An 18,084-nucleotide genomic window follows, 5' to 3' on the forward strand; every position below is an offset into this window, starting at 1 on the left:
GTCGCGTCACAAAAGGTGCTCCTTCCATTATATACTTAGCTCCCTTATGTCTTAAAAATATTTAAAGAACTTAGTTGAACTTTAACATAGGATGTAAATAACTTATTTCTATGAATCTATTGTTTTAAACCTAAAAATGCTATCTTTTATCTAAGCAAGGGTTAATATATAATTAGTAAGAGGTGAAATATATGAATAGATTATTATTAGTTGAAGATGATGAATCCTTGGCCCTTGGAATAGAATTTACTTTAAAGGACGAAGGATATGAAGTTATAAGAACTTTTACTGTTGAGGATACAAAGAAGTTATTGAATAGTGAGGATTTTAGTTTAATTATATTAGATATAAATTTACCAGATGGCAGTGGGTACGACTTATGTAAATTTATAAGAAAAAGTAGTGATGTGCCCATAATATTTTTAACTGCTTGCGATGATGAAGTTAACATAGTTTTAGGGCTGGAAATAGGGGGAGATGACTACATAACAAAGCCCTTTAGGGTAAGGGAGTTGCTCTCTAGAATAAAGGCATTGATAAGAAGGAATTCTAAGAATATGGTGACTGGAACGAAGCTGAGAAGCGGTAATATATTAGTAGATACATCCACAGCAATAGTAAAGAAAAACGAAGAAAATATAACACTTACTTCCCAGGAATATAAATTACTGTTAGTTTTTATAAACAAACCACATATTTTAATGAAAAGAGAGCATATATTAACAGAATTATTAGAGGGAGAAGAGCCTTTTTTTGACGAAAATACTTTATCTGTTTATATAAAAAGAATAAGAGAAAAAATAGAAGATAATCCTAAAGAACCTGATTTCATAGTTACTCAAAGAGGGATGGGGTATAAGTGGAACATGGATGTAATTAAGGAGTAGATTATTATGAAGGAGTATTTTATTAATCCAGAGCTTAAAAAAAGCTCTGTTGTTTTAGTGTCTTTAATGAGTGTGTTTTTAATTATTTCATGCTTTGTGTTAAAATATCATCACCATCAGTTAAAAGAAGATTATGTGAAGAGCTTAGGGGCAATTGCTGCAAGGGTAATAGAAAAGGACCCTGATTTAGAAAAAGAGATTATGCCTCTTATTGTAAGGGAAGCATCAGAAGAAGAGATGGATAAAGGAAAGGCTATTTTAATTCAGTATGGAGTGAGCAAGAATTTAGAAAACCAGTTTTTCCCTTATATAAATAAAACTATACAGAAAAATAACTACTATACTATATTTATATTTATTGTCATGATAGCTACAATATTTATAATCAACTATTTTCAACATATATCCATTTATAAAAAAATTAGAAGATTAACATTAGGTGCAAAAAAAGTAATAGATGGAGAGTATGATATAGCCATTGAAGAAGATAAGGAAGGGGATTTTTCTAAACTTGCTACCTCCTTTAATTCTATGAGAGAAATAATTAGAAATAATTTAGAGCAATTACAAAATGAAAAAGAGTTTTTAGTAAATTTATTGTCGGATATATCCCATCAATTAAAAACTCCTCTTTCCTCTATGATAGTATATAATGATATAATGTTAAAAAAAGATTTGACTAAAGAACAAAGAGAAGTCTTTTTAGTGAATAATCAAAACCAACTTAATAGAATGGAATGGTTAATTAAAAGTATACTAAAACTAGCTAAGTTAGATGCCAATGCAATAGAGTTCCATAAAGAAAATTTAAGTTTAAATGATACATTAAATGATTCTTTAGAGGCTTTAGAAAGCAAGGCTTTAGAGAAGGAATTAACCATTAATATTATTGAAAAAGAAGATATGTTTTTTCTCCACGACAAACTATGGGTTGAGGAGGCTTTAATTAACATTATTAAAAACAGCATAGAACATAGTCCAAAGAGTGGAGAAATAACCATTGAGCTATCAGAAAATCTCGTTTACAGAAGAGTTGCAATAGCAGATAAGGGAGAAGGTATAAGAGAAGAGGATTTACCTAATATCTTCAAAAGGTTTTACAAAGGAAAAACTTCAAAGAAAACTGATTCTGTAGGTATTGGACTTGCTTTAGCAAAGTCTATCATAGAATCTCATAATGGAACTATAGAAGTAAAAAGTACCACGGACGTAGGAACTACTTTTATTGTGAGTTTTTTTAAATATTAGCAAAAAGTTTTTATAGGATAAATACATTTTATTCAAAATAATGATATAATTACTATATAAAACAAGTGTAATTTAGTAACTAATCCTTTTAGAGGATAAAGTAAAGATTATTGATATTTCATGTATATAGAAAGGCTTGAAATTTATATGGAAAATTATAAGATAACAAAATTAAGTGATTTAGATAAAACCTATATTGATAAAACAGTGGAACTTTTTGTTGATGGATTTCACAATGTAATAACTATCTCAGAGGATAAAGAAATATTGCGTCAACTATTTCGCTCTGCAATAATTCCCCATATGTTTTATGTTTGCCTTCATGGTGAAGAAGTAATAGGGCTTTTGGGATATGGGAATAATGAAAAGCGTGCTGTTTATTTCAATAAAGAAATATGTAAAAAGATTTTTGGGAAATTAAAGGGTAGTGTGGTTTGTTGGCAGATGAATATGATTATGGGGCGACCTGCGGTAAAAGGAGAAACAGAGGGTTATATCGACTTTCTTACTACTCATGTAAACTATAGAGGGAAAGGTATTGCTACACAACTTATCGCTTATATATGTAAAGACATGAATTATGAAAGCTATTCTTTGGAAGTTCTTAGTACTAATGTGAATGCAAAAAAACTCTATGAAAATCTTGGATTTGAAACAGAAAAAATTAATAAAAATATTTTTGTAAGGTTGGGTGGACTAGGTTCAGTGATAGAGATGAAAAAATATATAAATAAAAATTAAGGGAAGTCTAGAAAAAATAGACTTCCCTTAAAAATATCATATTATCAATATTGTTATAAAAAACATCCTAAAATAAATATATTAAATCTTGAATTTATTTAGTTCACTTTCTAACTCTTTTACTACTTCTTTAAGGTTATCGGCTTGGGATACAAATTGCTCCATAGTTGCCGCCACTTCTTCTGTTGAAGCTGTAACTTCTTCTGTTCCTGCAGCATTTTCTTCAGATATTGCAGATATATTTTCCATTTGGCTGATTATGTTTACTTTGTTCTCTTCTAAGTTCAATGTGAGATTTTTAATTCCAGAAACCTTCTCTGTAATAACTCGCATTGATTTAAGTATATCATTAAATATTTCTTCTGTTTCTTTAACAGAGGATTCTTGTGCTTGTACAGATTTCTCTGATTTATTCATAGCCATAACAGCCTCTTTTGATTTTTGTTGCATTTCATTTATTATTTCTTTTATTTCTTTGGCGGAATCTCTTGATTGCTCTGCTAGTTTTCTTATTTCTTCTGCTACTACGGAAAATCCTTTTCCAGATTCCCCTGCTCTTGCCGCTTCAATAGCTGCATTTAAAGCAAGTAGGTTGGTTTGCTCCGTTATATTTGTAATAGTTTCTGTGATGGCATTAATATGTTCTGCACTATTATTAACTTCCCCAACTATTTTACTAACTTCTAGAGAAGAATTAAGAGTTTCTTTTGACTTTTCAGTAAGATCCTCAACAATAACTAATCCAGTATTAGTAATATCATTAGTTTTACCTACTATTGAATCCACTTCTATAGTGTAGTGGTTTATATTACTTATTTTATCAGAAAGATCATTAATAGCGAGAGAACCTTCCTCTGTGCTTTTAGCCTGTTCAGAGGTGCCAGTAGAAATTTCTTGCATAGTTGAAGCCATGCCATTAATAGCTTCAGAAGTCTCATCAGCTATTTTGACAAAGCTATCTGAGGTTTCTAAAACTGCTATTGAAGATTTTTCAGCATTTCTTATTAAATTTGAAATACTAGCTATCATTTCATTAAAACTAGCTGCTAACATTGAAAATTCATCTTTAGTACTTATAAATACATTTGCAGTTAAATCTCCTCTAGAGGCCTTTTCCATTGAATCTTTAATTTTAACGATGTTCTTTACAAATCCTCTAGTTATGAATATAGAGACTAAAATACAAATTAAAGTGCAAAGTGTAACTAAAAATAAAGTAGTGTTTTTTAATGTGTTAACGTCAGATAAAAATTCACTTTCATCTAATGTACACATTAATCTCCAGCCTGTTTTTAGATTAGTATTGTAAATACCTATTTTATTTGAATTGTTGTATTCGTACTCTACAACACCATCAGTTTTATAAGAGACATCTTCCCAGAAACTTTGCTTAGTTACTTCATCTGTACCTATAATTTCAGTATCTGGATGAGCCAGCATAACTCCATCAGGATTAAAGATAAATACATACCCTTCTTTACCTATTTTAGTTTGAGAAAGCTTATTTGAAATTTTCTCCGCATCTAAATCTATAGAAATTACCCCAACAAGCTTGCCATCTTTTTCCACGGTTTTTGAAATAGATATTACTATTTTACCTGTTATCACATCATTATATGGTTCACAATAAGTTACTCTTCCTTTATTTTTCACAGCATCAGAATACCAGTGCCTTGATGTTGGGTCAAAATCTGCCGAGAGATTATCATTAGGATATTGGAAGAATTTTTTCGATACTGTTCCAAAATAAACTCCAATAATATCATCATTTGCTGTAGCTACATTTTCTAATAAATAATTTAGAAAGGGAGCATATTCTGGATTTTCCTCTATGCTCGTAAAATCTATATTCTCAGATAACATATTTAATTGAGTTTCAAATTTATCAAAATAATTATCTAATCCTCTATTTACCTCCGACAATGTTTGCTGAGAGGTGATTTTAAAATTATCTTCTAAAACAGAATAGGATTTTTTATAGGATAAAAACCCCGATATGTATAGAGGGACTATACATAATATAATTATAATTGATGTTAATTTAAATCCGATGTTGTTTAAATTAAATTTCGATTTGTTGCTATGTTTTTTTATCATACATTACCTCCTATGTTAAATATGGATACTAGGAAATTATACCATCATATAACAATTATGTTAATACGCTAGTATTAAATTAGCACATATAAAAATATATTTTCATATAATAAATTTAATAGTAATTAATGGGAATGTTTATGTTATGAATTATGAATATCACTTGGTAAATAAGGTGAAGAAACATATGCCTCCTAATGCTAAAATTCTATCCATATCCATGGAAGATGCTAGAGGTGATATGGGAAAAATAATAGTTATGTACCAATTGGACGGGGAGGATTATATTGCTATTTTAGAAAACCCTCTAAAGGAGTACTACAATAATGCTTTAGAGGTTAATATGGATAAGAAATATCAAAGAAATATAGAGGGGTTATATCCCGCATCAGTTAAAACATTAAGAGGTACAAAGTGGGGATATATAAGAGATAGTGGAAAATTAGCTATCAATCCTATATACGATAATGCTAATGCTTTTCAAGAAAATGGCCTTGCAGTTGTAGGTTTAAATGGTGTTTTTGGGATTATTAATAGAGCAGGTGACTATATTGTAGAGCCTAAATATGGTTTTATAGGAGAATTTCATGAGGGGCGCTCAGTGGTAATAGATAGAGAAGATTTTAAAGTAATTGATGAAAAAGGGAGAGTAATAACAAATAAAGCATATAATTACATGTCAAACTATAGAGAGGGAAGAGCTGTATTTGCAAATGCAGATAGCAGTGGTAAATACGTTTACGGATATTTAGATTTAGAAGGAAGGGAAGTAATTCCTGCTAAATATGAAGATGCTAGTGACTTTAATGATGGAAAGGCTGTAGTAAAATTAAGAGAAGGGGAATATGCCCTTATAAATAAATTTGGAAATATAATAAACACTTATAAGTATGCTTTTGTTGGTAATTTAGGAGATGGTCGGTTAGCTTTTCAAATTACTATGGGTGGTAATTATGGATATATAGATATAAATGGAAAAGTTGTAATAGAGCCTAAATATTCTATAGCACTTCCATTTCATGAGGGCAGAGCTATAGTAAATATTTCACAGGATTATGTTAATAAGTATGGGGTAATAGATAAGAGAGGGGATTATATAATCAAAGCTGAGCATAATGATATTATTGACTTGGGAGAAGACAGGTATGCCGTAGGAAAGGCAATCAATCCAGAAGAGCCTTTTATGGGATCAAAATACGCCATTGCTTGTGTTTATGGAAAATTCTTTACTAATTTTATTTATAATAGCGTTACACAATATAAGAGGGGAATAGCTTCTGCAACTAATGATCAATATACTTTCTTCATAGATAGAAGTGGGAATGTAGTAAGGACTTTACCAGGAGTAAGAGGAGCAGGGACTTTAGAACTGCTAAATGATTTAATAAAAGCTAATATAGACTATAGACTATTGTATTTAAATAGGGAAGGGAATATTATTTGGCAGCAAAATGAAATTATACAATTGAATGATCGATATAAAGTAAGAGAAGAAAAGTATAAACCAAATAAAGACTACCTAGTTTATTATCCACAGGTTATGGGGATGACAAATAAAGAAGCAGAGATTAAAGTAAATGACAAATTAAAAGAATTGTCAGCAGTTAAACCTATAGATGCAAATGTTCAGTTGGATTACACCTACTACGGTGACTTTGAAATTGAATTTTTTAAAAAGAATTTATTAGTTCTTCAACTTACAGGGTATATCTATCATTTTGGTGCTGCCCACGGAATGCCAAGCAAAAACTATCCACATATTGATTTAGTATCGGGAAGATTTTATGAATTAAAGGATTTATTCAAAAAAGATAGCGATTATGTAAAAGTATTGAGCGATATTATAGGTGAGCAAATAAAGAACAAGCCAGAGTATTCTTATGTATTTCCAGGGACTTACAAAGGAATAAGACCTGATCAACCTTTTTATGTAGATGAAAATTCATTATATATTTATTTTGAGCCCTATGAAATAGCACCATATGCAGCAGGATTTCCAACTTTTAAAATACCTTATAATGAAATAATGAATATTATCGATACTAATGGTGACTTTTGGAAATCATATCATTAAATTATAATTCAAGGATATATGAAATTTAATATAATATTTAAAGCATTGTATTTTAAATATTACATTAAAATATTAAAAGGACCAATTTCTTATAAAATAAGCAATTGGTCCTTTTAGTTGATTTGGGTAATGAGTGAGATCTATTTTACATTGTAATGATTTTAATCATCATCCATATCGCAGAAGGCTTTCATATTTGGCATTTCATGCATAGGTCTTGTTTCTTTCATAGGTTTCATTTCATGCATAGGTTTTGTTTCTTTCATAGGTTTCATTTCATGCATATGATGCATAGATTCCATATGGCCCGTGTGCATTGGGTGCATCATATTCATGCCGCCCATATGCATTGGGTGCATCATATTCATGCCGCCCATATGCATTGGGTGCATCATAGGCATGCAGCACATATGCATTGGGTGCATCATAGGCATGCAGCACATATGCATTGGATGCATCATATGCATACCGCCCATATGCATTGGGTGCATCATATGCATACCGCCCATATGCATTGGATGCATCATATTCATACCAGACATATGCATTGGGTCCTCAGGATCCATGCCCCACATACCCATTGGGTCCATTTCATCCATAGGATCCATACCCCACATATCCATTGGATCCATTTCATCCATAGGATCCATACCCCACATACTCATTGGATCCATGGATTCCATGCCCCACATGCTCATTGGGTCCATAGATTCCATGCCCCACATACTCATTGGGTCCATAGGATCCATTTCAGATAGAGGCATTATTTTATGCATACCACATACTGGGCACATAGGTCTCTTTTTATGCTCAGGTTTTACTTCCTTTTTTTCCTTTGGACACATAGATTCCATTCCGTGCATACCAGATTTTGCAGAGTCCCTAAAATAGTTATCATAATTATTCATTAATACACCTCGTGAATTTATTTACTACACTGTTATTTTATGCTGTTATTCCAGATTTTGTTACTTATCATTGCATTTAATTAAAATATAAATTTACAATAGAGAAATAAATTAAGAATTTCTAGATTTTGCTCAAATGCATAGTGCACATTATATAGCATTTTTAAGTTTTGACAATAAGTTAAGAAAAATAAGTATTTAGTTAAATAAATTATTTATATCCTATATTGAGTGTAACATTTTATTTTATCGCTAACTTTTCACTTAAATATTTGAAAACCATAAAAGAGCTAAACATATAGTGAAATAGCGACTTTTTCCGGAGCGGCTTCACTACATGCTTAGCTCTTTATTTGTGAAACTAAATTATATCTGTAGAAACTTACAATTGTAAAACCAATTTCATATAGATAATTTAGTGCCATAATTTTTTGAATTCATGTGCATCATATAACCCTAACTAAATTATTTGTCACACAAATCTTTGCAGAAAAGGTCTTTTCTAAACCATTATCAAACAATATAGTTATAAAATCTCCAGACTTTATTATTATTTTTCCTTCTCCAAAGGATTTATGATTTACAGTAACTCCTTCTTTCATAGACTTAATTATACTATCTCTTAGAGCTCTGTCTTCAATTCCTTCTAATATTTTTTCAGGAAGTATTTTTTTAAGCAGGCTTGGTTTTTCAAAGGTTGATACTATTTTAGATAACCTATAGATAAAGGGAGAGGGGTTACAATTCTTATTATTTCTATTTTGAGGACTTAATAAATATAGTTTTTTTCTTGCTCTAGTGATTCCCACATAAGCCAATCTAACCTCTTCATTATAAGAGGAGAAATCTCCTTCATTCTTTTTTATTATGCTCTCACTAGTGGGGATTATATCAGCAGACATATCAATACAATAACAGGTATCAAACTCTAATCCTTTAGCGGAGTGAAAGGTGGTTAAGGTTAGGGCATTTTTATATTTATTTTTATTAGAAGACTCCATATTTTCTCTTATAAAGTCTAATTTGCCCTCTATTTCATCGATGCTAGTTAATTCTGAACATAGAGATTTTAAGGTGTTTAGCAGGGTGTTTATAGTATCCATGCTATAATTAAATTTTTTAGCATAATCCTTTAAATATTCCATATAATTAAGGTCATATAATATAAAGTCTATAGCCTTTACTGGAGCTAAGGTTTTAAGGGTATTGAAATTTTCCTCTAAAGTCTTTAATCTTTGCTTATTATATTCAGTTGAGGCGTTTTCCATAAGGGATTGAAAGATATTTTTACCTAATAAGATATCTCTGTAGAGATTTTCAATCTGATCTTTTTTTACATAGCTTTTCATTTTAAAATATATTTTTTCAAAGCAGTCTACGTTCTGCAAGTCGTTGGATAGACTACAAAAGGTCAATATATCTTTTATAATCCAACTATTAAAAAATGTAGAAGCATTATCTTTTATATAATAAGGAATGCCTTCACCGATTAATCTATCTATTATTAAAATTGAAGATAGATTATTTCTATATAATAGCGCTACTTCTGTAAGAGTATTTTCTTTTTTTATTCTACTTATTATGTAATCCACTTGGTCAAATTCATCTTTAGGATAAGTAATTTTTATACTTATTCCTTCTTCGTTTTCAGTGTATAAATTTTTATTAAATCTTTTATGATTTTCTTTTATAAATTCATTAGCAACCTTGACGATTTTTTTAGTACTTCTAAAATTTTTGTTCATAAAAAGTATTTTAGATTCTTCGCCGAAATGAGTTTTAAAATTTAATAACTGATCAACTTCAGCTCCACGCCAACTATATATGCTTTGATCATCGTCACCTACGATACATATATTTTTGTTTTTATTTAGCATGAGTTTTAATATTTGAAATTGTAATACCGATGTATCTTGAGCCTCATCTAAGAGAATATAGTCATATTTACTTTTATAAAAATTCAATATTTTTTCATTGTTCTTTAGTATCTCATAGCATTTTAAAAGCATTAAATCAAAATCTATAAAATTATTTCTTTGAAGTGTTTTAATATAGTCTTTATATATTTCTAAAGCCTTTGGTACAGGAAGCTCATCTTCATTAATTGAATTTGTGTTTATCATTTTATTTATTAAAAAGCTAATGTAGCTACATAATTCTTCTAACTTATCTTCGTTTATATAGTCTTTGTTATGCTTAAAATATAAATTTCTAAGTAGTTTATTTTTACTTATGGGAGAATCATTGCTTTCGATAAGAGTATATTTAGTATTTATGTAACGAGAATAATCCATTATAACCCTATAAGCAAAGCTGTGGATAGTTGAAAAATTAACTTTTTCAGAAACCACATCTCCAAAAAACTTATGAAATCTTTCGTTCATATCCCTGGCAGAGGCTCTGCTAAAGCTTAATGCTAGTATTCTGTTTGGGGAAACTTTGTGATTTATTATTAAATTGCCTATTCTACTTATTAATGTAGCGGTTTTGCCTGCCCCTGGTACAGCTATTACGGCTACAGGGCCATCTATGTTAAAAACTACTTGTTTTTGTTCCTCAGTTAATTTCAAATTACAATTCTTTTCTAAAAAATTTACATAGCCTTCATTAATTATTTTTAAAACCTCCCTAGAATATGATAGGCTATATTATATCATAAAACAGTGGAGGGGCAAAATAAGGGACGGAATAATGGATAAAATAAAAAAATATTTTTTGAAACAATTTGTGGAGATAGTTTGTCTAATTAGTGAAATAAAAAAATACAGTCTAATTTTATAGATCTATAATTTAAGTTGCAAGGAAGTGATGAAGCTGGTAAAGATTTTTAACAAAACCATCGATGGAGATAAAGAAAATTTTAATATATTAATTCAGGATAGAAAAGAGCACATATATAAAATAGCTTATAGTTATGTAAATAATGTAGATGATGCCTTAGATATAGTTCAAGACGTAATCTATAAGGCACTAACATCTATGGATACCTTAAAAAATCCTCAGTATTGTAATACTTGGCTGACAAGAATTACAATAAATTGTTCCATAAATCATTTAAGAAAGTTTAAAAAAATTGTCTATATGGATGAAAGTAATATTGAAGGTATAGATACAGATTCAGCTAATAGAGAAGAAGTAATGGATCTGCGAAGGGAACTTGAAAAATTAGACGTAAAATATAAAACAGTAATAATATTAAAGTATTTTGAGGATATGACCTTAAATGAAATTTCACAAGTTTTAAATTTGCCTATAAATACAGTCAAGACCCGTTTATACCGTGCACTGGAGAAACTAAAAATAAATCTTAAGGAGGCAGATTTGGATGAACAATAAAATAGATGACTTAAAGAAAGTTTATGAAGAAATAGAAATCCCTAATAATCTAGATGAAGTGGTTAATAATGCTTTAAAAAATGGAGGAGATAAAATGAGTAAAGAAAAAGTAAATAGAAAATGGATAAAAGGGGCAGGAATTGCAGCCGCTGTAATAGTTATTTTCACAATAAGCGTAAACACTATGCCTGTATTTGCAAACTCATTAATAAATATACCTGGAGTAGGACAATTAGTTAAGGTGCTTCAGTTTAATGATGGAAAAGGAGCAGGCGGAAAAATAACAGATGGATCAGATGTGAATGCTATAAGGATTAAATCTAATAAAGATAGTGAAAGTATAATAATTAATTTTGCTCAAGATAAGGGAGCTTCCAGTACAGCACCAAGCTATGAAATAGACTATAAAAATAATCCGTATACTATGACATTTACAATAAGTGGAGCAAGAGAACTAAATGCTGAACAATATTTTGAGGGCTTGAAAGAAAGCAAATATATATATGATGTTTATAAACTTATGACACTTGATGATTCAATGGTTAGATTTACAGTGGTATTTAATAAACCTATTAAATATGAAGTAAAAGAATATAAAGACCCTGCTTATTTAGAAGTTGATTTAAAAGAGGATACACTTAAAGGCGAAACTATGTACTCTGTAAGAACTGAATCACAGCCTTTTGGTGAAGGAATTGGCATAACAGAAGAAATTTTATTTGAAGAAAACGGAAAGAGAATGTTAAAAGATTTAAATGGAACATTCTGCATAGAAGTAGGACTTTATAATTCTAAAGAAGAAGCAGAAAAGAGACTTGAAGAAGTTAAAGGCAAGTATGGCTCAAACTTAAATTTCTTTATAGAAGAAAGAATGGGAGAAGAAGCTCCAAATTCTCTTAACTAACTTATAGTTGAATTTTAACCTTAACTATAAAAAAAGATTCTAGTATGAACAAAGGCTACCAGAGTGGGGAACTGGTAGCCTTTATTTTAATTCTTTTTAATTTACAATAAACACAAATTATGGTGGAATTCATATTATACTACTAGTTATAAATATAAAGGAGACAAATATTTATGTTTTATTGTCCTTATGCATATAGGTGTAACAATCGGAATTATAGAGTCAACGGTACAAACTCTCACTTTAGAATATTCAATGCATCTCCAAATGCAGGACCTGTAGATGTTTATGTTAATGATAATCCCACTATAATGAATTTAGCGTATAAAGAGGTATCTAGGTATATTGCCGGTCCTCCAGGAAACTACAATATAAAAATATATCCTGCAGGACAGACTACAAGTCCAATAATAAATACAACTTTACCTATTCCACAAGATACTATTTTCAATGTAGCACTTATTGGAATGCCACCTAATATAACCCTTTATCCCATTCCAGAGCCACTTAGATCCGAAAATTTTGGAGTGCCCTGCATAAGATTCGTTCACTTATCTCCAAATGCACCTGGAATGGACGTAACATTTTCAGATGGTAGTAAAATATTTAGTGATGTTAATTATAAAGATTTTACACAATATGCCTGCATCCCATCAGGAACATATACCATACAATTAAGACCAAGCGGTACAAACAATATAGTTGCAACTATTCCTAATGTTAAATTAGATGCTAATAATTTTTATACTATTTATGCCGTTGGTCTGTCTGGAGGAACTCCACCTTTAGTAGGCATACTAGTTACAGAACCAAGATAATATATTTTAGTGAAGGTATTATTCAAAATACCTTCTTTTTTAAATTTTTAAAATTAACATTAACATACAGGCTTTACGTCCATTTCCACTTATTAATTAATTTATATAGGTAAAGATAAATAGTAAGATATAATTTATCTTTAAAATAAATAAAATTGAGGGTGGATGAATTGAAGAAGAAAAGATTATCTATAGTATTACTTTTTGTTATTATATTTAATTTTATATGTTCTTTAGCGGTTGAAGATGTAAAAGCTGCTGATGTGGATGCAAGCCAAAATAAAAAAGTTATATACTTAACCTTTGATGATGGACCTAGCGTTGTAACAGAAACAGTTTTAGACATATTAAAAGAAAATGATGTGAAGGCTACTTTTTTTCTAATAGGTAATCAAATTGAAGGCTATGAAGACATGGTAAGAAGAATAAATAAGGAAGGGCACAGTATAGGACTTCATTCATATACTCATAATTTTAAAAAAATATATTCTAATAAAGAGAATTTTATAAAAGAAATGCATGATAGTAGAGATGAAATAAAAAAGGTTGCAGATGTTTCCACTAATATATTAAGATTCCCTGGAGGTAGTAGCAAACGTCTAAATGATGAGATGTTAGAATTATTGCATAGCTGTAACTTCAAAATATATGACTGGAATATGTGTGTTTCTGACGGAATAAAACCCAAGACACCGCCAAATAAATTATTTGAAGAAGCTACAAAGGGGAAGACAAAACCTAATCCAATTATATTACTCATGCATTGTGATTATATGCATAAAAATACCTGTAAGGCATTACCTATGATAATAAATTATTATAAAAAACAAGGATATGAATTTAGAGTAATTGATGAAGACACTCCTGAATGTTATTTTCCTTATAAAAAGGCTGTTTCTTGATTGTTTTATGGAGTGAAGAGTTAAAAGTTAAAAGTGAAGAATAAAGGATAGAATTCCCTTGTAGGGAATTCTTAAATTTTATAATTTAGAAATTTCTAGTGGAATTTTATCCATAATTTTTCATTCTTAACTTTTCAATTTTCACTGAAGAAAAATTGCGTCGCAATTTTAATTTACGTTATACCATCCTCTAGAATGCATCGCATTAAATAGAGTTTCTGCATGTTCTTGCTCTTCTTTTTGAATATGTTGAAGCTGCCTTCTTATGTTAGGATCTACAGATTCTAATACTGCAGTGTTATAAGAACTTGATACATGTTTTTCTGTAGATAGTGCGTCGTTTAATAATTGAGCATCGGTAATTCCAAGATTTTGTTGAATAGCAGACTGATCTCCATTAGGAGGAGTGTAGCTATCAAATATGTTCTGAGGAGTTATGTTGCTTCCTTGTAGCATTCCTTTAAGAGTATTTGCATGCTCATGTTCTTTATTAGCTAAATCCGTAAACATTTGTTTTAACTGAGAATCGGTAGCCATAGAAGCATATTGCTCATATTTTCTTATACATAAATACTCCGCATTTAAGTTATCTTCTATTAGCATTTTTTCTTTATTAGTAAGTGCCATAATTTAAAACCCCTTTCTTTAATATAAATTAGTTATAGTATTCCTATAAATAGGAAATATATTTATATTTGTAAGGATTTTTTTATAATGAATATTGATGGCTAAAATAATTGTTTGGTAATTTTTATATGCACATTCCATCCACAATAATATCTATAACTCTATCTATTACAAAAGGATAGATTTCTTCGCCAATTTCTTCTTTGGAGTATACTAAAATAAAAAGGGAACGGAGTATTCCAACTATTACTTCAGGATTTTCATTTATTAGCTTTCCTTCATTTTGCCATTTCTCTATGAATAATAAACCAGATTCTTTATCTTTGCAAAAATGCTCTTCCACTCTTTCTTTTGGAAGTTTTCTTAGCAAAAGATCCATTTCCTGTCTTTCATTAAGTTGCTTAAGAAATTCATTGTCATCAACATATTTTAAACATTCTTTAAGAAAAGCTTTGAAACTTTCTTTAGAAGATTTATTTGATTGGAGCATTTTTTTAATTAATTCCTCTCTAAATCCTTCTTCTCTTTCTAAAATTTCAAAATACAGTTCTTCTTTTGACTTAAAAAAGCTATAAAAGGTTCCTTTACCTATGTCGCAGCTCTGGACAATATCATCTATGCTGGTCTTTTTTAAACCGTAAACAGTAAAAAGCTGTTTTCCCTTGGTTATAATATCTTCTTTTATTCTTTCTCTTTCTTCCAAAGTAAATCTTCCCATATTTCCTCCTTTATAATATTTTTATCCGATGACTACCATCCGTAATACTCCCATCTTCTACAAGTGAGAGATAACGGATGCTACGTCCCTGGATAAGTTCTTCTAAGTTTCAGCTGGAGTAAGTATTCCTTTTAAGCAAACTCCATCTGAACCTAAGAATCACTTGATTAAATTCTTAATACTGAATCATTCTTTAATGAGGGAGATCAATGTAAATCTTTGATTTCTTATTTATAGTTTACATTACGAAAAGAATATGTCAATAAAAATCACAACTATATGACTATATATATTGTTTTAGTCATATAGTTGTGATAATCTATTCATATAAAGTAATTATTAGGTCATGAGAAAAAATTTACGTGGACTTTAGTTTAAATAATTTAAGGGGGGAAAATTTATGATAGAGGTTAAGAATTTAAATTTCACCTATGGAAAGGGTTCTAAAAACTCTTCAATATTAAAGGATATAAACTTCACCATAAATAAAGGGGAGATATTTGGTTTTTTAGGACCTTCTGGTGCTGGGAAAAGTACTACTCAAAAAATAATAATAGGTATACTTAAGAATTATTTAGGAAGTGTAAAAGTAATGGGAAAAGAAGTGAGGGATGTGAAGGAGGATTATTACGAAAAGATAGGAGTTTCATTTGAACTTCCAAATCTTTATACTAAGTTCACAGCCAGTGAAAACCTATCTTATTTTAGGGGGATGTATAATGGGGAGACAGAAGATATAAATAAACTTTTAGCTATGGTGAATTTAGAGAATTATTCTAATAAAAAGGTTAGCGATTTTTCAAAAGGAATGAAAATGAGATTAAACTTTTGTAGAGCTTTTTTAAATAATCCAGAGATAATATTTTTAGATGAACCAACCTCAGGGCTAGATCCTCTCAATGCTAAAAATATTAAGGATATAGTCCTTCAAAAGAAAGAAGAAGGTAAGACTATATTTTTAACTACTCATAATATGAATGTGGCAGAGGAACTTTGTGATAGAATTGCATTTATAGTAGATGGGAGGATAAAGTTAATTGATTCTCCTAGAGAATTAAAAATTAAAAGAGGAAGCAAAAATATAAAAGTTGAGTATAAAGAAGATGGAATAATTAAAGAAGAAGTTTTTACTATGGATGACATAGGGTATAATAATGACTTTTTAAAAACTATTAAAGAAAAAAAGGTAGAGAGAATTTGTACCATGGAAGCTACCTTAGAGGATATTTTCATAGAAGTTACAGGGAGGAGCTTATCATGAGAATTCTAAATTCTATATTTTATGATATAAAATTTCAAATAAAGCATGGATTTTATTCTGCATACATTATTGTAAGTATTTTTTATATAGGTATTTTAAAATATATTCCTCAGATTATTAACAAAAGGGTAGGGACACTTATTATTTTTTCTGATCCCAGTGTTCTTGGAGCATTATTTATGGGAGGAATTTTCTTGCTTGAAAGAGATCAAAATACTCTAGAGAGTTTGTTTGTAACTCCTTTTAGAGTAGAGGAATATATAATATCTAAAGTTATTTCTCTTACTATAATATCTGTACTTTCTAGTAGCTTTATAGTTTTTACTACCTATGGATTTAATATGAATTTAATAGCTTTTTTCTTAGGAGTTATCATTACTTCTAGTTTTTATACTTTACTAGGATTGATTATTGTAGCTTATTCTAAAAACTTGAATAATTATCTTTTAAACTCATGTATTATTACAATTTTTATTCTTCCCGTAGTTGAGTATTTAGACCTATATTCAACTCCTATATTTTATTTACTTCCAGGGAAAGCATCTCTCCAACTTATAAATGGAGCTTTTTTTGGAATTTCAAATTTAAACTTTCTTTACTCCATAGTTTTACTAGTTTCATGGTCTGTTATAGCCTATTTAGTAGCCATAAGGGTATTTAATAGAAAAGTTATATTAAAAATAGGGGGATAAAATAATATGTATAGAATGAAAAAGTTAATTATAGGAGACATAAAAAATATAACAAGAGACTCCTTATTGATAGTAACTGTTCTAGCCCCCATATTGTTAGCTCTTTTTATTAAGTTTTTCGTACCATTAGTAAATTCAATGCTATATGAAAAGATGGGATTTAAACTATCCCCTTACTATAATATCATTATGGGCACAGCTCTTATGTTAATTCCTATGATTATAGGGTGTATGGCGGGATTTATTCTTTTAGAAGACAAAGATGAGAATATATTATCCTATTTTGAGGTTACTCCACTTAGAAAAAAAGGTTATTTAATATATAGATTGACTAGCCCCATAATATTAAGTGTATTTTTATCTGTTTTTCTATTTTACGTTTCAAATCTTATAAAGATAAATTTTATAAAAATTATTTTAATTATAGTTATAGCTTCCATGGAGGCTCCAATTATAACTCTCATATTGGGTAGCATTGCAGAGAATAGAGTGGAAGGACTGGCTTTATCGAAGCTAATTGGAATATTTTTTGCCTTGCCAATAATTTTTAGTTTAGTAAATATAAAATATAAATGGTTACTAGGATTTTTTCCAACCTATTGGATACCTAAAATGTTAAATGAAAATTTGTATAGCAGCCTAGATTTTGTTTTATATATGATGGCGGCATTTTTAATTCATGCAATATATATTTTAGTATTTGGGAATAAATTTATAAGGGAAAGATAATTATCATATAGTCTGAATGGAAAATAGTGTTGTTTAAAAAAGAAAAGGATAATAAAAAAGAGAAAGAACTGGTTATATAAATAATTGTGTTGAAAATAATCGAAAACTGTGATAGCATAACCATATTAATATTGTTAAAATG

At 29.4% G+C, this 18,084-nt stretch carries 16 protein-coding genes; 11 read left to right on the plus strand and 5 right to left on the minus strand.

Annotated features, from left to right (window positions below):
• Window positions 1–191: 191 nt before the first annotated feature.
• From RYO54_RS02330 to RYO54_RS02340, 3 genes are all read left to right on the plus strand, one after another.
• Window positions 192–887: a response regulator transcription factor gene (locus tag RYO54_RS02330; RefSeq protein WP_315115208.1), complete on the plus strand. Its 696-nt coding sequence runs from the start codon at window positions 192–194 to the stop codon at window positions 885–887.
• A gap of 6 nt (window positions 888–893) precedes the next feature.
• Complete coding sequence (locus RYO54_RS02335; protein WP_315115211.1) at window positions 894–2,135, plus strand: HAMP domain-containing sensor histidine kinase; 1,242 nt, start codon at window positions 894–896, stop codon at window positions 2,133–2,135.
• Window positions 2,136–2,255: 120 nt separating this feature from the next.
• Window positions 2,256–2,876 carry an N-acetyltransferase gene (locus tag RYO54_RS02340; protein ID WP_315115215.1) on the plus strand — a complete coding sequence of 207 codons (621 nt, stop codon included), beginning with the start codon at window positions 2,256–2,258 and terminating at the stop codon, window positions 2,874–2,876.
• A gap of 81 nt (window positions 2,877–2,957) precedes the next feature.
• Here the strand turns inward: RYO54_RS02340 and RYO54_RS02345 are convergent, their stop codons facing one another.
• Complete coding sequence (locus tag RYO54_RS02345) at window positions 2,958–4,973, minus strand: methyl-accepting chemotaxis protein (protein ID WP_315115219.1); 2,016 nt, start codon at window positions 4,971–4,973, stop codon at window positions 2,958–2,960.
• A 145-nt stretch (window positions 4,974–5,118) separates the two neighbouring features.
• On the opposite strand from RYO54_RS02345, the gene RYO54_RS02350 reads away from it, so the two are divergent.
• Window positions 5,119–7,047: a WG repeat-containing protein gene (locus tag RYO54_RS02350; protein ID WP_315115222.1), complete on the plus strand. Its 1,929-nt coding sequence runs from the start codon at window positions 5,119–5,121 to the stop codon at window positions 7,045–7,047.
• Window positions 7,048–7,208: 161 nt separating this feature from the next.
• Here RYO54_RS02350 and RYO54_RS02355 read toward each other — a convergent pair whose 3' ends face one another.
• The gene (locus RYO54_RS02355; protein ID WP_315115225.1) at window positions 7,209–7,955 is read right to left on the minus strand and encodes a hypothetical protein; all 747 of its coding nucleotides are present in this window, start codon (window positions 7,953–7,955) and stop codon (window positions 7,209–7,211) included.
• Between the two features lie 446 nt (window positions 7,956–8,401).
• Entirely contained in the window at window positions 8,402–10,525 is a 2,124-nt protein-coding gene (locus tag RYO54_RS02360) for an ATP-dependent helicase (protein ID WP_315115228.1), read from the minus strand.
• 238 nt (window positions 10,526–10,763) lie between these two features.
• On the opposite strand from RYO54_RS02360, the gene RYO54_RS02365 reads away from it, so the two are divergent.
• From RYO54_RS02365 to RYO54_RS02380, 4 genes are all read left to right on the plus strand, one after another.
• Entirely contained in the window at window positions 10,764–11,291 is a 528-nt protein-coding gene (locus tag RYO54_RS02365) for a sigma-70 family RNA polymerase sigma factor (RefSeq protein WP_315115229.1), read from the plus strand.
• On the plus strand, window positions 11,281–12,195 hold the full coding sequence (locus tag RYO54_RS02370; protein WP_315115231.1) for a DUF4179 domain-containing protein: 915 nt from the start codon (window positions 11,281–11,283) through the stop codon (window positions 12,193–12,195). Before RYO54_RS02365 ends, RYO54_RS02370 begins: the two co-directional genes overlap by 11 nt.
• A gap of 173 nt (window positions 12,196–12,368) precedes the next feature.
• The gene (locus tag RYO54_RS02375; RefSeq protein WP_315115233.1) at window positions 12,369–13,013 is read left to right on the plus strand and encodes a DUF4397 domain-containing protein; all 645 of its coding nucleotides are present in this window, start codon (window positions 12,369–12,371) and stop codon (window positions 13,011–13,013) included.
• A gap of 161 nt (window positions 13,014–13,174) precedes the next feature.
• Entirely contained in the window at window positions 13,175–13,915 is a 741-nt protein-coding gene (locus RYO54_RS02380; RefSeq protein ID WP_399548929.1) for a polysaccharide deacetylase family protein, read from the plus strand.
• A 168-nt stretch (window positions 13,916–14,083) separates the two neighbouring features.
• On the opposite strand, the gene RYO54_RS02385 is transcribed toward RYO54_RS02380, so the two are convergent.
• Together RYO54_RS02385 and RYO54_RS02390 are read right to left on the minus strand one after the other, a co-directional pair.
• Window positions 14,084–14,542 (minus strand): spore coat protein, encoded by a 459-nt coding sequence (locus tag RYO54_RS02385; RefSeq protein WP_315115237.1) that lies wholly within the window; start codon window positions 14,540–14,542, stop codon window positions 14,084–14,086.
• A gap of 124 nt (window positions 14,543–14,666) precedes the next feature.
• The gene (locus RYO54_RS02390) at window positions 14,667–15,260 is read right to left on the minus strand and encodes a TetR/AcrR family transcriptional regulator (protein ID WP_315115239.1); all 594 of its coding nucleotides are present in this window, start codon (window positions 15,258–15,260) and stop codon (window positions 14,667–14,669) included.
• 400 nt (window positions 15,261–15,660) lie between these two features.
• Here RYO54_RS02390 and RYO54_RS02395 point away from each other — a divergent pair, with 400 nt between their 5' ends.
• Genes RYO54_RS02395 through RYO54_RS02405 form a run of 3 tightly spaced genes read left to right on the plus strand, consistent with a single transcriptional unit; the run spans window position 15,661 to window position 17,942 of the window.
• Complete coding sequence (locus RYO54_RS02395) at window positions 15,661–16,521, plus strand: ABC transporter ATP-binding protein (RefSeq protein ID WP_315115242.1); 861 nt, start codon at window positions 15,661–15,663, stop codon at window positions 16,519–16,521.
• Window positions 16,518–17,213 (plus strand): hypothetical protein, encoded by a 696-nt coding sequence (locus RYO54_RS02400; protein ID WP_315115245.1) that lies wholly within the window; start codon window positions 16,518–16,520, stop codon window positions 17,211–17,213. Before RYO54_RS02395 ends, RYO54_RS02400 begins: the two co-directional genes overlap by 4 nt.
• Before the next feature lie 6 nt (window positions 17,214–17,219).
• Entirely contained in the window at window positions 17,220–17,942 is a 723-nt protein-coding gene (locus tag RYO54_RS02405) for a hypothetical protein (RefSeq protein ID WP_315115248.1), read from the plus strand.
• Window positions 17,943–18,084: the final 142 nt, after the last annotated feature.

The sequence above is a fragment of the uncultured Clostridium sp. genome (assembly GCF_963515715.1).
GTDB lineage: Bacteria > Bacillota > Clostridia > Clostridiales > Clostridiaceae > Clostridium_AW.

Coding starts and splice junctions, on each gene's coding strand:
- RYO54_RS02330 (WP_315115208.1), top strand. CDS start 192: ATGAATAGATTATTATTAGTTGAAGATGATGAATCCTTGGCCCTTGGA.
- RYO54_RS02335 (WP_315115211.1), top strand. CDS start 894: ATGAAGGAGTATTTTATTAATCCAGAGCTTAAAAAAAGCTCTGTTGTT.
- RYO54_RS02340 (WP_315115215.1), top strand. CDS start 2,256: ATGTATATAGAAAGGCTTGAAATTTATATGGAAAATTATAAGATAACA.
- RYO54_RS02345 (WP_315115219.1), bottom strand. CDS start 4,973: ATGATAAAAAAACATAGCAACAAATCGAAATTTAATTTAAACAACATC.
- RYO54_RS02350 (WP_315115222.1), top strand. CDS start 5,119: ATGAATTATGAATATCACTTGGTAAATAAGGTGAAGAAACATATGCCT.
- RYO54_RS02355 (WP_315115225.1), bottom strand. CDS start 7,955: ATGAATAATTATGATAACTATTTTAGGGACTCTGCAAAATCTGGTATG.
- RYO54_RS02365 (WP_315115229.1), top strand. CDS start 10,764: ATGAAGCTGGTAAAGATTTTTAACAAAACCATCGATGGAGATAAAGAA.
- RYO54_RS02370 (WP_315115231.1), top strand. CDS start 11,281: ATGAACAATAAAATAGATGACTTAAAGAAAGTTTATGAAGAAATAGAA.
- RYO54_RS02375 (WP_315115233.1), top strand. CDS start 12,369: ATGTTTTATTGTCCTTATGCATATAGGTGTAACAATCGGAATTATAGA.
- RYO54_RS02385 (WP_315115237.1), bottom strand. CDS start 14,542: ATGGCACTTACTAATAAAGAAAAAATGCTAATAGAAGATAACTTAAAT.
- RYO54_RS02390 (WP_315115239.1), bottom strand. CDS start 15,260: ATGGGAAGATTTACTTTGGAAGAAAGAGAAAGAATAAAAGAAGATATT.
- RYO54_RS02395 (WP_315115242.1), top strand. CDS start 15,661: ATGATAGAGGTTAAGAATTTAAATTTCACCTATGGAAAGGGTTCTAAA.
- RYO54_RS02400 (WP_315115245.1), top strand. CDS start 16,518: ATGAGAATTCTAAATTCTATATTTTATGATATAAAATTTCAAATAAAG.
- RYO54_RS02405 (WP_315115248.1), top strand. CDS start 17,220: ATGTATAGAATGAAAAAGTTAATTATAGGAGACATAAAAAATATAACA.